We start from the raw sequence: 14,120 nt of genomic DNA on the forward strand, positions 1-14,120 counted from the left end.
TGAGAACCTGAAGACAGGAGAGGGGTTCGGACGTAGCCGTCGTGGTGTGTGCCGACAGGGGGTCCTCGATGTTCGGGCCAGAGTTGTTCACCCAGACCGCTGCCGCCGCCGCGGGCACGATGGTCGGGCTGATGACCACCGATGCCTGGCAGGCGGCCCGGCAGCGGATGGCGCGGTTCCTGCGGCGGGAGGACGTCGAGCGGCTGGACCGGGCCCGCGCGGCGCTCGACGCGGCGCCGCCGGACCGGCGCGAGATCATGCTGCGGGAGCAGCGGCGGGAGTGGGACACCACCCTGCGCGGCCTGCTGGCGGGCGATCCCGCGCTGTCCGGTCTGCTGGCCCAGTTCGTCCAGGAGTTCTCCGGCTTCGCCCGCCCGGTGTTCATCCAGGTCCAGCAGTCCCAGGTTCCGCTGGAGCCGGTCCGCGCCCCGGGCGCGCTGACCGTCGCACCTCCCCTGGGCCGGCTCGACCGCCGGGTGCGCGGCCGGGAGCCGCTCCTCGACACGCTCAAACAGCTGGTGGGCAAGCCGACTTCGGGTGTGCGGGTGCTGCACGGCATGGGCGGGAGCGGGAAGACCACGGTCGCCCTGGAGATCGCCGCCTACGCCGCCGCGCTGAACGTCGACGTGTGGTGGGTGACCGCGAAGAACCCGGCCACACTGAGCGCCGGGATGCGTGAGGTGGTGGCCGCGCTGGGCACCCCCGCGGATCTCATCGACCGTGCCTGGTCGGGGCGTTCGAGCGCGACGGACCTGCTGTGGCGGCGGCTGTGCGACACCGCGAACCCCTGGCTGCTGGTGGTGGACAACGCCGACGAGCCCGAACACCTGGCCCCCTACGGCCGGTTGGCGGAGGGCAGGGGCTGGATCCGGCCCGCCGCGGAGCTGCCGGGGCTGGTGCTGATCACCAGCCGGGACAGCAGCCCGACGACGTGGGGACCGTGGGCGACCCTGCACTCGGTCGACGCCCTGGAGGAGGACGACGCCACCGAGGTGCTCTGGGACCTCGCCGGGGAGCGGGCCGGTTCACGGGAGGACGCCCGGCTGCTGACCCGGCGGCTCGGCGGGCTGCCGCTGGCGCTGCGCATCGCGGGCTCGCATCTCGCGGCGGCCTCGGCGTTCCCCGCCTGGCCGGGCACGACGACCGTGCGGACGTACGCCGACTACCGCGTGGCCCTCGACGAGCGCTTCGCCGAACTCCTCGACGAGCACCCGCCCGGGCACCAGGGCAGCAACTACTCGGTGCCGGTGACCGGCACCTGGGAGCTGTCGCTCGACCTCCTGGAGCGGCGGGGCATCGTCCAGGCCCGGCCGCTGATGCGGCTGTTGTGCTGTCTGGGCGAGGCGCCGGTGCCGCTGGTCGGCCTGCTGCGCCCCGACCGGCTGGCGGCCTCGACGCTGCTGCCCGGTGTCACGCCCCAGGAGCTGTTCACCGCGCTCACCTCCCTGGCCGACTTCGGTCTGGTCGAGCTGCACACCCCGCGCGGCGGCGACGACCACACCCGCACCCTGCTGATGCACCCGCTCGTGCGGGACGCCGGCCGGCTCCAGCGGGACCTCGCCGAGCACCTGAGGGAGTACGCGGCCGTCGTCGCCGACCTGGTCGTGTGCGCCACCGCCGAGCTGAGCGAGGACGACCCGCGCGACTGGCCGCGCTGGCGGCTGCTGCTCCCGCACTGCGACGCCCCGCTGGCCCTGATCGGCGACCCGTACGAGGCGGACGACGAGCTGGTCTCCAAGGCGCTGCGGGCGGCGGCAGCCGGGGCCCGGCATCTGATCCGGCGGGGCTGGCTGGACCGCGCCGAGGAGGTGCTGGGGGCATGCGAGCCGGTGGTGCTGGCGTGCGGTCCACGTGACCCGGACGCGCTCGAAGTACGGTCGGCCGCGGCCCACTTGCTCCAGCTGCGGGGGCGGCTGTCGGCGGCGGAGTCGCTGCTTCGTACCGTCCTCGAGGACACCCGGGCCCTGTTCGGCGACACGGCCGGCGAGACCGCCGACGCCCGGTACGCGCTGGCGAACCTGCTGTGCGACCGGGGCCGCCCCGTCGAAGCGGAGACCGAGTACCGCGCGGTCCACGCCACGCGCCGGGCCCTGCTGGGCGAGCGGGATCCGCAGACCCTCGCGGCGCGCAAGGGCGTGGCCTGGATGGCCCGTTACCGAGGGCTGCTCGCGGAGGCAGAGGAGGACTACCGACTGGTTCTGGACGCCTACCGCGAGACGCTCGGCGAAAGTCACCCCGACACCCTGGTCACCCGCCACGAGATGGCTCAAGTCCTGCACGAGCGGGGCATGTTCCGGCAGGCGGAGCAGGAGCTGCGGGAAACGCTCCGGGTGTGTGCGGACGTACTCGGCGAGCGCCACCCGAACACGGTCGCCGTGCGCCATGACCTCGCCGACGTCCTGCGCGACCGCGGCCTGCTGACCGAGGCCGAGCACGAGTTCCGTACGGTGCTCGGGCTGCGCGCCGACGCCTACGGGGAGGACCATCCCGAGACCGTGGCCGCCCGGCACGGCCTGGCCACCGTGCTGCGGGACCGCGGCTGGCCCGGTGACGCGGAGACCGAGTTCCGTGAGGTCTTCGAGGTCCGCCGCCGGCTGCTCGGCGACATGCATCCGCACACCCTGGCGGTCCGGCACAACCTGGCCGACCTGCTCATGGAGCGGGGTCAACTGGAAGCGGCGGAGGCCGAATTCAGGGAGGTGTACGCGGCACGCCGGCAGGTGCTGGGCGAACAGCACCTGCTCACCCTGTCGGTACGGCACGGCGCCGCGCACGTGCTGCATCTGCGAGGCCGCACGGAGCGGGCCGAGACGGAGTACCGCACGGTCCTGGCGGACTGCGTGGAGACGCTGGGCCCCCGCCATCCGGGCACCCTCGCGGTCCGCCACAACATCGCCGACCTCCTCAAGGACCAGGGCCGGCTCGCCGCTGCGGAGCAGGAGTTCAGGGAGGTCTACGAGGCCCGGCGCGCCGTGCTGGGCGAACAGCATCTGCTGACCCTGTCCGTACGGCACGGCGCCGCGCACGTGCTGCATCTGCGCGGACGCGTCGAGCAGGCGGAGGCGGAGTACCGGACGGTGCTCGCGGACTGCGTGGAGACGCTGGGGCCCCGGCATCCGGGGACTCTGGCGGTGCGGCACAACCTGGCCGACCTGCTGTGCCTCAAGGGTGAACTGTCGGACGCGGAGGCGGAGTTCATGCAGGTGCGCGATGCCTGCGAGGAGGTGCTGGGGTTACGGCACCCAAGGACTCTGGCCGTTCAGGAGGCACTCGCCCGCCTGCGTCCCGAGGATCAGGCGCCCAGGGATCCGGACTCGGCGACGGCGGGCTCGTAGCCCGGGAAGTGGGCCGGGATCTGCGCGAGGTCCCACAGGGCGAGGGTCTTGTCGTCGTAGAAGTCGTCGGACTCGTCGTCGCCGATGACCTGGAGCGGCTCGGGCAGGCCGAAGGGGGCCAGCCGGAGGTTGATCGGCCGCCACCAGCCCGTGACGATGTCGGTGTTGGCGGAGGTGCGGGGGAAGGTCGTGGTGAGCAGGTAGCGCGAGCCGCTCTCCCGGAAACGGGTCAGCGCCTCCACCACGTGCTGGTAGGAGAAGTGCACGAGGGCGTCCCGGCACACGATGAGATCGACGCGCGGCACCGGCTGGGCGGTGAAGTCGAGCAGCTGGAACTCCCGCCCCGGGCCGGGGTGATCGGCGCGGTTGGCCGTGACGAGTTCCGCGACGACGTCCCCGCCGAGGTAGGAGGCGCCGTGCAGATCGACGTACCGCATCCAGTTGAAGTCCCCGCACGGCGCGTCCAGCACCGAGCGGACACCCAAGTCGGCGACGAGAGTGCTGAGTTGCCCGATCACCCGCTTCATGCGCTGGAGTTCGGAGCCCGGTCCGGAACGGGTCTCGTCGGAACCCCAGCGGTTGGTGCGGTAGATGTCCGTGAACACGTCGTGCAGGTCGGCCTCGTCACGGGCGTCGGTGACGTCGAGATAGCGCCGCGCGTCCACGTCGTAGACGGGCTCCCCAGGATTTCTCAGGTACCGCGGGGTCAATGACGTCCTCTTTCGCTGCCCGTCGGCGGGACGTATGGCAGCCCACCGGTACAAGTCGGCAGCATAACGCCCCTCAGAGCCGCACCTGGATGAGCGCGTGCGTCCCACCCGTCCGCCAGCGCCGCCCCTCCGCTCGGTCCAGCGCGGCCTCCGTGCTCTGGTCGAGCCCGGTGACCACGTCGGACTTCAGCGTGCGCAGCGCGGCGACCGGACCCGGGAAGTAGCCGGTCGCGTCGGCGAAGGGCGTGGTCGGCGCCCACCACCGGTCCCCCACCAGGCGACGGTAGTTGAGGTCGCCCTTCAGCACGGTCAGCGCGGCTCCGCCGAGCTCCGTGCGGAGGCCGTCGGGCATGTCCTCGTACGGCAGCGGGGCGCAGGAGAAGGGGTGCGCGCGGACGTCGAGCCGTCCGTCGGCCATGGCCTCCCACAGCCTGCGTCCGTACCCGGCGGCCTCCCCCGGTGCCCGCACGAGCCGCCGCAGCGCGTCGACCACATCGGCGGTGGTCGCGTCGGAGACGTAGTAGGGGTACGGCTTCACATGCAGGACCGCCCGCTCGATACGGCCGTGTCCGAGGAGGTGGGCGAGGAGGAGGAGATCGGGGATCAGCTCGCGCCCGGCGTTGTCGGCGATGAGGCAGAGGGTGCCGGAGCCGTCGAGCAGTGACCAGAGCCGTTCGCTGTCGTCGGCGACCAGGTCCGGTACGGCGGCCCGGCCCTCCGCCTCCCCGTCGGAGAGCCGGAATCCGAGGTCGGCCCGGTTGCCCCACAGCGACCCGTGCAGCAGAGCCGCGCCCTTCTCGTCCGCCGGGAGGGAAGCGAGCGAGTCCAGTGCGGCCAGTTCCTCGTCCGTCTCCTGGGAGTCGAGTTCGGCGAGCTTGGACGGCCGGAACGGATCGATGCCCTGCCAGGGGCCGGGGCCGAAGTACCCCACGGCGTCGAGGAGCCGCCGGTAGAAGTAGCTCTCCGACCAGAGCCACGGCACGTCGAACCAGGACCGCCCCGCGTACGCGTCGATCCCCCACTCTCCCCAGGCCCCGTCCGGGAGCGGCTCGATCACACCCTCGGTACAGCTGTCGAGCAGTGCGTCGAGCGCACGGCGCTGCGCGGGGCCGTAGGGAAAGGCCTCCCGCACCTGCCGGATGATCGCGGGATGCCGCTCGGCGAGCACGCTGTGCGGGAAGGAGCCGGGGTCGTTGCCGAGGATGACGTCAGCGCTGCGAGACATGCCGCGACTGTAGCCAACCGCACGCGGCGACCGGCCGAGCCCGCACGGCGCTCATCCGCCCCTGGACTCCTGCTCGAGCTGGCTCACCAGCGCCAGATACCGCGCCCGCCGCGGCACCGGCACCAGTCCCCGGATCATCACGTGCCACATCTGCGCGAGTCTTCGCGGCTGCCGTCCCACCGGTTCCAGACGCCGTCCCACCACCCGTGTCCCGACGAAGAAGCACACGAGCGAGTGCGCCACCGCGTCCACGTCGGTGTCCGGATGAAGGTCGGACTCCTTGACCGCCCCGGCCAGTCTCCCTGTGGCCAGGTCCAGCCACTCCGTGAACGGATGCCTGAGCGGCGGCCGCACCTCCACGCTCCCCGTGGCAAGCCGTAACCCGGCGCGGAGCACCGGCCCTTCGACCGACAGCCGCGCTATCCCGAAGGTGATGCGCACCAGCGACTCCAGCGAGGTGTAGCCCCGGGCGTCCACGTCCCCCGCCAGCTGCCGCGAGGTCCGCGACTGGATCTCCATGATCGCGTGGGCGAGGTCGTCCTTCGCCGCGAAGTGGAAGTACAGCGCGCCCTTGGTGACTTGGGCGTGCTCGACGATGTCGCTGAGACTGGTCGACTCATAGCCACGGCGGTCGAACAGGTCGGCGGCGGCGGTGATGATCGTCGCTCGGGTCTGTTCAGCGCGTAACTGCCTCGGCATCGACTGCACACTCCTGGTACGGAAAAGAACGGGTCATGCCGTTTGTTTCTTACTCCCTGTACACGATAACTCACCCTGCGACGGCACCCACCCGGCACTCGAAGGCCACCGATTCCCCTTGCAGCGCGACGACTTGTACGTCCGCGCCGACCGCCTCGCTCACTTCCATCCAGACCGGCCGGTCGAACTCCGCGAACTGGTGAAACGTGGCGTGGAAGGACGCGGGCACCCGGCGTTCCTCCCCCGTGTGTGCCAGTGCCGCCTGGCGGGCGGCTTCCAGGAGGAGCATGCCGGGGATGTGGTCCAGCGGGTGGTCGAAGAAAACGGGGTGCGCGGTATCGACCCGGAGTTGCCAGCGACCGGGGGGTGCGCCGGGCGACAGGAGGACGTCGGCGCGCAGCGCCCGCCCCACCGCCTCGGCGGGCAGCGGAGGGGGCAGGGGGCGCGGCAGCCGCAGGGCTCCCACGTCGGCGGTGCGGCCCCCGCGCAGTCGGCGGTAGACGGACTCGTTCGTCCAGGTCACGGCTATGCGGCCGGTCGCGACCCGCTCACCGCCCAGGCGTACGACGCTGTCGTAGCGGAGCGCGGCCGGGCGGCCGGCGCGACGGCGGACCTCCGTGACGGTGATGTCGACGACGGGTTCGGCGGGGGCCGCGCCGACGGCCAGGTGCTCGGGGTGCGTGTCGACCCGCAGTTCCCGCAACACGAACTGATGCCCGAGCGGGACCTGGTAGACCGCGTGAGCGAGGAGCGCCCCGCACTGGCGGACCGTTTCTGCAACGAGTAAGGGCTCGTACGCCGAGCGGTCCGGGGACACGTGTAACTGGTGGGCGCGCGGCCACTGCGCGGTCATGGTGAACCGGTCGGCACCCGTCCTGGTCCAGCCGGTGAGCAGGATCTCCGCCACGGCCGCGCGGTGCACGAACTCACGGGGGACGGTGGCCGTCAGGGTCCCGGACCCGGCCGGGGCCTGCGTGGACTGCCGCGACTGTGGCATGTATCCCCCTCGTTCCTCCGAAGCGATGACGGACGGTGAGGTGCCCGTGCCGGTGAGCGATAGAGTACGAGGCATTCCGGTCTGTTTTCAATGTGACCTGATCGAGACCGGACGAGATCCGAACTCGGCGCATGGGAGGGGTTCTTATGGCGAGACAGGAGCGCGCCATCAGGACACGCAGGACGATCGTGGAGGCCGCGGGCGCTGTCTTCGACGAGCACGGGTACGCCGCGAGCACCATCGCGATGGTGCTGGAGCGGGCCGAAGTCACCAAAGGTGCCCTGTACTTCCACTTCTCCTCCAAGCAGTCCCTGGCTCAGGCGGTGCTCGACGAGCAGCTTTCCCTGGGGGCCGTACCGCCGCATCCGTGCAAGGTGCAGGAGATCGTCGACACCACGTTCGTCTTCGGGCAGCGGCTGCGGACCAACGCGCTGCTGAAGGGGAGCGTGAGGCTGACGGTGGATCAGTGCGCACCGCCGGGTGTCGATCACACGGGGCCGTTCCGGCAGTGGAGCGAGCGCTTGGTGGAGATGCTGCAAGAGGCCCGCGCGCAGGGCGAGTTGCTGCCGACGGTAGAGCCGCGGAACACGGCCGATCTGCTGGTCGGGGCCTTCGCCGGGGTGCAGTTGATGTCCCGGGCGCTCAACGGGCGGGAGGACATCGGGCACCGGATCTCCGTACTGTGGGCCCATCTGCTGCCGAGCATCGCGGTGCCGGGGCTGTTGGTCGGACTCGACAGCCGGCCCGACCGGGGGGCACGGGTACTGGCGTCGGTCGAGAGCGGTGAACTCGTGGGCGCCGAGACGTGATCGGAGGCGTTCGTTTCACGGGGCGCACGCGAGGTGGGCCGGCCGGTGCCCCATCCGCACCGGCCGGCCCACCTGTTCAGGGGAGTTGGCTCAGAAGGTCAGCTTCCAGCCGTTGAGCGTGCCCGTGTCCTGCGCGGCCGTGTCCTGGACGCGGAGCTTCCAGGTGCCGTTGGCCGTCTCGGAGGAGGCGTTGACGGTGTAGGTGGTGTTGACGTTGTCCGCGGAGTCCGAGGAGCTCGCCGCCTTCAGGCTGTACACCGTGCCGTCGGGGGCGACGAGGCCGATCACCAGGTCACCGCGGTAGGTGTGGGTGATGTCGACGCCGACCTGGAGGGCCGAGGGGGCGTTGCCGCTGCGGCCGCTGACGGCGATGGAGGACTCGATCGCGGAGCCGTTGTCCGGGATGGCGACCGCGGTGGTGCTGGAGAAGGTGGTTCCCGTGGTCGTACCGCCGCCGCTCACGGCCGCCACCGTCTTGGCCGCGTCCGCGAGACCCGCGCCGCAGCCGCCGGAGCAGGCGCCCGGCAGCGGGCGGGCGTTGTTCTTGATGGCGGTCTCGATCTGCGCCGGGGTCAGCGAGGAGTTCGCCGACTTCACCAGAGCGACCAGGCCCGCGATGTGCGGAGTGGCCATGCTGGTGCCCTGGTAGTAGGCGTACGACTCCGAAGACGGCGTCGAGGCACCGGAGTTGAGCGTGGACAGGATGCCGTTGGCGGTGCCGGTGCTGGTCTGGCCGCCGGGCGCCGAGATGTCCACGAGGGAGCCGTAGTTGGAGTACGAGGCCTTCGCGCCGGTGCGGTTGGTCGCGGCGACCGAGATGATGTTGTTGCAGTTGCCCGGGGAGTGGCCGGAGACGTTCTCGTTGTCGTTGCCGGCGGCCACGACGACGGTCGTACCGCGGCTCACGGCGTTGTTGATGGCGGTCTGGGTCGCCGAGGTGCAGGCGCCGTCGCCGCCGAGGCTCATGTTGATGACCTTGGCGACGTTGGTGTTGGCGGGCACACCGGAGACGGTGCCGCCGGACGCCCAGGTGATGGCGTCGATGATGTCGGAGTCGTAGCCGCCGCACTTGCCGAGCACGCGCACCGGGGAGATCTTCGCGCCGTACGCGATGCCCGCGACACCCTTGCTGTTGTTCGTGACCGCGGCGATCGTGCCGGCGACGTGCGTGCCGTGCCAGGAGGAGCTGGAGGCCGGGATGCCCGAGCCGCACTCGTTGGCCGCGTAGTAGTCGCCGGGGTCGGCCGGGTTGCTGTCGCGGCCGTCGCCGTCGACGGAGACCGCGGTGTCGGAGATGAAGTCGTAGCCGCCGACGATGTTCGCGGCGAGGTCGGAGTGGGTGACGTAGCCGGTGTCGATGACGGCGACGGTCACGCCGGTGCCGGTCGAGGTCGCCCAGGCGCCGGGCACGTTCATGCCCGCGGTGGACTCGAACAGGTCCCACTGCTTGCCGTACTCGGTGTCGTTCGGGTCGGCCTGCGGCTTGTTGAGGCGGTCCGGTACGACGTAGGCGACCTGCGGATCGGCCTTGAACTCGGCGACCGCGTCGGCGACTTCGGCCCTGCCGGCGTCCGCGCCCAGGTCGACGAGGGCGGCCCCGGTGCCGAGTCTGCGCTGGAAGTCGGCGTCCTTGGCGGCGGCGTCGGCCTCGGCGGCCTTGTTCGACGTGGCCTCTGCGGCGCCGGACTTGTAGCCGACGATGAGGCGCTCGGCCTGGATGCCGGGGGCCGCCTCGGTGAGCGCGGCCGGAACGGCGGCCCGCTGGGCGGGGGTGTCCTGGGCGGCGGCGACGGTGGCCGTACCGACGGAGAGGAGGGCGGCGGAGACGGCGGCGGCGGATATCAGCTTCCGCCGGAGCGAGGGGGAGGTACGCAAGGGCTTGCCTTTCTTGGCCGTGCTCCGGGCAGCGCGGAGCGGCGGTCGAATTGCTTCGTCGATGAAGCGGCAGGGGGGTGAAGCCAAGAGCGCGGGCCGGCCGAGACGGGGAAGCGTGACCTGTTCGGGGTTACCTGTGGGTCAGCTGTGGTCGAACGATAGGCAAAGAGAAGGTCATGCGGATACAGGGGAAACCCTTGATCCGGCCGAGAACCCACCCTCTGCAGTGGCCGGTTGACCGCGCATGGCCGCTTTGCCCGCGTCTGCTCGGCGGCGAACGAACCGGTACGCCGGTGAACGCGGGAGGCCCGTGTCCCGTACTGCACGGAAGCCCGTCGTTCCCGCGCCGCTCGAGGAGGCGTTCCGGATGGCCCGGATGCCCTGGACAACCGCCCGCCGTACGAGTGCGGCGCTCGCCGCCCTGTCCCCGTTCCTGCTGACCGTGTTCGCGGCGGCCCCCGCGCAGGCCCACGGCGCTCCCACGGATCCGGTCAGCCGGGTCTTCGCCTGCTCCCCCGACGGCGGCTCCTCGGGCACGGCCGCGTGCCGGGCGGCCGTGGCGGCGAACGGCTCGCCCTTCACCGCCTGGGACAACCTGCGGGTCGCGAACGTGAACGGCCGGGACCGGCAGACGATCCCCGACGGGAAGCTGTGCAGCGGTGGCCTGCCCGCCTACCGGGGTCTCGACCTGGCCCGCTCCGACTGGCCGGCCACCCGCCTGTCCCCCGGCGCGGCCCTGACCATGAAGTACGTCTCGACGATCCCGCACACCGGCACGTTCCGCATGTACCTCACCGAGCCCGGCTACGACCCGTCGAAGCCGCTGAAGTGGTCCGACCTTCCGGAGCGGCCGTTCGCCGAGGTGAAGGACCCGGCGCTCACCGACGGCGCGTACCGGATCAGGATGACGCTGCCTAAGGACCGCACGGGCCGGCAGGTGCTGTACACGATCTGGCAGAACAGCAGCACGGCGGACACGTACTACTCGTGCGCGGACGTGGTGTTCCCGGCGGCGGCCGGGGACAGCGGTGCCGGGGACAGCGGTGCCGCGGACAGGGGTGCCGGGGCGGGTGCGGCTGCCTCCCCGGCCCCGTCGAGGACCGCGAAGAAGGAGCCCGCGAGCAGGTCGGCGCCGACCACCGCGGCCGCCGCCGCCTCGCCGACGCCTTCCGTGGCGCGCTCGGCGGGCGGTGCCGTCCCCGACTCCACTCCGGTGGCCGCCGACGCCGATCCCGGCTCCGGTCCTTCCGCGCCCATGCTGGCGGGCGGCGCCGCCGGGGTCCTGGTGCTCACCGGTGGCGCCGCCCTGGCGCTTCGTCTGCGCCGACGCTGAACTACGCGGCTACGTAGCTCAGTTGACGTAGACCGGCTGGCCGTCGGCGGTCACCGGGCTGTACTTCGCGGTCCAGAAGCCGCTGGCGGGGCAGAGCGAGGAACCGGACGTCCGGGTGAACTGCTGGTTGGCGAACTGGATGCTGTTGTCGCTGTTGTCGGCCGTGCCGGACAGGCCGCCCGCCGCCTGGTAGACACAGCTGACGCTGCCCAGCAGGGTGCGCAGCACGACGGTGGTCTGGATGGTGGAACCGCTCGCCGGGGTCACGGTGACGGTGCCGTCGGAGGACACGTCGGTGGTGTACGGCAGGTTGTTGACCGTGATGCTGGTGACGCCGAGGACACCGACCACGTTGGAGGAGCAGCCGCTGAAGGTCTGCCCGGTCAGGGACTCGGTGGCGGTGCCCGGCGCGGTGGGGTTGCTGCCGACCGTGGCGTTGAAGGTGGACGCCGTGCAGGTGATCCCGCTGGTGCCCGTCGAGCTGGAGTAGAGGGTCGCGGTGGTGCCACTGGCCAGGGACGCGCTGATGGCCGTGCCCTCGGCCACGGGGGCGCCGCCGGCCGAGCCGGTGGTGAGGACCGCGACGTCGTCCGCCGCGGCGGGGGCGGAGGCGGCCACGGCCACCGGAAGCGCGAAGGCGGCGGCAGCGGCGGTGAGGGAGAGCAGAGAACGCATACGCATGCGGGGTTGCCTCTTTCGTGAGGTGAGGGTGGGTGCGGGGGGGCGCGGACGCGCGTCGGCGTCCGCCGTTGCCGGTCCGTCACGCCTTCTCCGTACGTGACGGACCGGCAGCGGCATGCAGCCGGTGGGCGGCCGGATGCCCCATGGGGGAGGGCGCCGGCCGGACCGGCGAGAGAGGGCGGGCCCGGCACGGCCCAGGGGGGAAGCGGCCGGTACGGGTGCCGTGGAGGGTGGGAATCGGGCGGTGCGGAGCCCGGATGGACAGATCGTCCGGGAACGTGGGCAGATGCCGCCCGGCGGCTTGGATCCGGCGCCACGGATCCGGGGGAAGCCAGGGAGAGTTGTAGACCTGATCATCCGTCAACGTCAAGGTGGTGGACGGGAGTTGATCATCGAACGGCGGTTTTTCCGCCTGGCGGGGACGTTGTTGATCACAGGCGGCACATAATCAACACCCTTTACTCACAACTTGCTTGACCCCTGGGCGTAACCGCCGGTAACTTCCGTGCCATTACCGCGGAGTACGGGTAAGCCCTTGCAGCCGCCGGGGGCTGTAAGGAGCCGTGCGCCGCAGTCACCGTCCGCGCCAGGACAACAAGCCACTGAAGCCGCACAACCGCACGTGAGCATCACTTGCGTTGACTATGCCCCTGGGAGCAGCACATGGCCTCGTCCGTCGGCACCACCTCCGAGACCCCCGAAAGCGGTTCCACCCCCGAAGCCCCCGACAGCCGCGCGAGACGCGGACGGGTCAGCGGGCGCCGGGCCGCGGTCATGGCCGTGCCGGCCGTCGCGATCACCGCGGGTCTCGCGATCATGACCGCCCAGGGCGCCCTGGGTGTGCAGTTCGCCATCTCCGGCATGCCCTTCACGGTCACCGCGGAAAGCCTCGACGGCACCGGGTTCGAGCAGTTCGGCGGACTCGACAACATGGCGGACAACAGCCCGAACGCCGGTGACACCGGCGGGCAGGTGCTGGTCGTGACCTCCGCCATCAAGGACGCGACCCTCTCCAAGCTGTGCCAGAGCGTCGACCTGGGCGGCACCAACCTGAAGATCGAGGCGGGCAACGGGAAGGACAAGGTCCAGGCGACCGACCTGACCACCGACTCGACCGAGATGACCGGTAACGCCTCCTTCCGCAACATCGAGATCGGCAACGACGCCAGCACCCTCACCAAGGCGGGTGTGAAGGGTCCCATCGGCGTCTTCAGCCAGCAGTCCGACACCGTGCACATCGACGCCCTGCGCCAGACCAACTACGCCACCACGGCAGGCGTGTTCAAGCTGCCCGGCCTCAAGCTCAGCTTCAGCAGCAAGGCCTGCTGATGGAGGGTCAGGAGCCGGTGAGCGGGCCCGACCGGGTGGAGGGACAGCAGCCCGCCGTGGCCCAGCAGGACGCGTTCACCCGCTGGGTGTACGGACGCCCCTTCTTCGGAGGACTGTGGCTCACCCTGGGCGGGGCCTGGATCCTGCTCACGATGAAGGCCTCGGTGAAGGTCGTCCTGCACGTCGGGATGCAGGGAGCGGCGGGCTACCTCCTGCCGACCCTGATGGTGGTGCTGGGGCTGCTGATCCTCTTCAGCCCCGCCCAGCGCCTCTTCTACTCGATCACCGGCGTCCTGATCTCCATGGGCAGCTGGGTCACCTCGAACATGGGCGGCTTCATGGTCGGCCTCCTGCTGGGGGTCGTGGGCAGCGTCCTGACCTTCGGCTGGCTGCCCGACCAGGACCCGCGGGTGAGCCGCCGCGAGCGGCGGGGGTCGGCACAGGACGCTCCGGCGGCCGACCCGGGACCGACCGGTTCCGACACCCACACGGCTCAGGCCGGAATCGCCGCCGGCACTCCGCAGGCCGCCCGGTAGCCCGCCGCCCGGTAACCCGGATACGCGGGCCGCTCCCGCAGCCGGCTCGCGCATCCGCCCTCTCCCGGGGGCCCCGGACCGCGCAGACCCGCCCCTCACACGCCGGGCGGTCTGCGCGGTCCGACGCGTTCCGCGACCGCCGTGCCGCCGTCGCGCGTGACGACGCAGGCCCCCTTTCCGGGCACCGTCAGCAAGACCCCGCGGTGGCCGGACGTCCGCGCGGGCGCCGGATCCGTCCGGGGCGGGTCACGGTCCACCTGTCGTACGGGCCCGAACTCCAGCCGCTCACCGACGCGTTCAGCCTCCTGCCGTACGGCGACGGGGTGCGCGGCCGGGACCTGGTCGCTCCCCTCCACCCGCGCGCCGTCCGGAGTCCGTGGGGCCGGCCTCGATCCGAGGGGTTCCCCCCTCCGCGAGGGCCGGAAGAGGAGGACACTCAGGCCGGGAACGCAACCCCGCCACCCCCGCCTCCTGCTGCACGCCGCCCTGAAGATCATTACGATGCGGAACCGAGAAGTCACTACAAGGGGCTGATCACTTGACTACCGGCGGTCACACGCGGTTGGCTCCTGGCCAGTGGAAGTTAACCGG

General features: G+C 71.5%; 12 protein-coding genes. 5 read left to right on the top strand and 7 right to left on the bottom strand.

What is annotated here, in order from left to right; translation table 11 throughout:
• The first annotated feature begins 68 nt into the window (after positions 1–68).
• Positions 69–3,335 carry a tetratricopeptide repeat protein gene (locus tag ACFYZ8_RS22695; protein WP_388537043.1) on the top strand — a complete coding sequence of 1,089 codons (3,267 nt, stop codon included), beginning with the start codon at positions 69–71 and terminating at the stop codon, positions 3,333–3,335.
• Here ACFYZ8_RS22695 and ACFYZ8_RS22700 read toward each other — a convergent pair.
• The 4 genes from ACFYZ8_RS22700 to ACFYZ8_RS22715 all read right to left on the bottom strand — a co-directional run bounded on the left by ACFYZ8_RS22700 (position 3,293) and on the right by ACFYZ8_RS22715 (position 6,966).
• A complete protein-coding gene (locus ACFYZ8_RS22700) occupies positions 3,293–4,045 on the bottom strand; it encodes a class I SAM-dependent methyltransferase (RefSeq protein ID WP_388537044.1) in 753 nt (250 codons plus the stop codon). The two genes, ACFYZ8_RS22695 and ACFYZ8_RS22700, sit on opposite strands and share 43 nt — an antisense overlap.
• A 73-nt stretch (positions 4,046–4,118) precedes the next feature.
• Positions 4,119–5,270: a damage-control phosphatase ARMT1 family protein gene (locus ACFYZ8_RS22705; RefSeq protein ID WP_388537045.1), complete on the bottom strand. Its 1,152-nt coding sequence runs from the start codon at positions 5,268–5,270 to the stop codon at positions 4,119–4,121.
• A 51-nt stretch (positions 5,271–5,321) separates the two neighbouring features.
• Positions 5,322–5,969, bottom strand: a complete 648-nt coding sequence (locus ACFYZ8_RS22710; protein WP_359028832.1) for a ScbR family autoregulator-binding transcription factor — start codon at positions 5,967–5,969, stop codon at positions 5,322–5,324.
• Positions 5,970–6,039: 70 nt separating this feature from the next.
• On the bottom strand, positions 6,040–6,966 hold the full coding sequence (locus ACFYZ8_RS22715; protein ID WP_388537047.1) for a ScbA/BarX family gamma-butyrolactone biosynthesis protein: 927 nt from the start codon (positions 6,964–6,966) through the stop codon (positions 6,040–6,042).
• 146 nt (positions 6,967–7,112) lie between these two features.
• Here ACFYZ8_RS22715 and ACFYZ8_RS22720 point away from each other — a divergent pair, with 146 nt between their 5' ends.
• A complete protein-coding gene (locus ACFYZ8_RS22720; protein WP_388537049.1) occupies positions 7,113–7,775 on the top strand; it encodes a ScbR family autoregulator-binding transcription factor in 663 nt (220 codons plus the stop codon).
• A 90-nt stretch (positions 7,776–7,865) separates the two neighbouring features.
• On the opposite strand, the gene ACFYZ8_RS22725 is transcribed toward ACFYZ8_RS22720, so the two are convergent.
• Positions 7,866–9,650: a S8 family serine peptidase gene (locus ACFYZ8_RS22725; RefSeq protein ID WP_388537051.1), complete on the bottom strand. Its 1,785-nt coding sequence runs from the start codon at positions 9,648–9,650 to the stop codon at positions 7,866–7,868.
• Between the two features lie 367 nt (positions 9,651–10,017).
• Here ACFYZ8_RS22725 and ACFYZ8_RS22730 point away from each other — a divergent pair, with 367 nt between their 5' ends.
• Complete coding sequence (locus ACFYZ8_RS22730; RefSeq protein WP_388537053.1) at positions 10,018–10,983, top strand: lytic polysaccharide monooxygenase; 966 nt, start codon at positions 10,018–10,020, stop codon at positions 10,981–10,983.
• Between the two features lie 18 nt (positions 10,984–11,001).
• On the opposite strand, the gene ACFYZ8_RS22735 is transcribed toward ACFYZ8_RS22730, so the two are convergent.
• Positions 11,002–11,664, bottom strand: a complete 663-nt coding sequence (locus ACFYZ8_RS22735) for a Tat pathway signal sequence domain protein (protein ID WP_359028837.1) — start codon at positions 11,662–11,664, stop codon at positions 11,002–11,004.
• Between the two features lie 663 nt (positions 11,665–12,327).
• Between ACFYZ8_RS22735 and ACFYZ8_RS22740 the strand changes: the two genes are divergently transcribed.
• Both ACFYZ8_RS22740 and ACFYZ8_RS22745 read left to right on the top strand, forming a co-directional pair.
• Positions 12,328–12,993 carry a DUF6230 family protein gene (locus tag ACFYZ8_RS22740; RefSeq protein WP_359028838.1) on the top strand — a complete coding sequence of 222 codons (666 nt, stop codon included), beginning with the start codon at positions 12,328–12,330 and terminating at the stop codon, positions 12,991–12,993.
• The gene (locus tag ACFYZ8_RS22745) at positions 12,993–13,529 is read left to right on the top strand and encodes a DUF6114 domain-containing protein (protein ID WP_388537055.1); all 537 of its coding nucleotides are present in this window, start codon (positions 12,993–12,995) and stop codon (positions 13,527–13,529) included. The genes ACFYZ8_RS22740 and ACFYZ8_RS22745 overlap by 1 nt, the downstream gene beginning before the upstream one ends.
• 95 nt (positions 13,530–13,624) lie before the next feature.
• Here ACFYZ8_RS22745 and ACFYZ8_RS22750 read toward each other — a convergent pair whose 3' ends face one another.
• The gene (locus ACFYZ8_RS22750; RefSeq protein ID WP_388537057.1) at positions 13,625–13,885 is read right to left on the bottom strand and encodes a hypothetical protein; all 261 of its coding nucleotides are present in this window, start codon (positions 13,883–13,885) and stop codon (positions 13,625–13,627) included.
• Positions 13,886–14,120 lie beyond the last annotated feature (235 nt).

Origin of the sequence: Streptomyces sp. NPDC001668 (assembly GCF_042893155.1) — a bacterium.
Classification (GTDB): domain Bacteria; phylum Actinomycetota; class Actinomycetes; order Streptomycetales; family Streptomycetaceae; genus Streptomyces.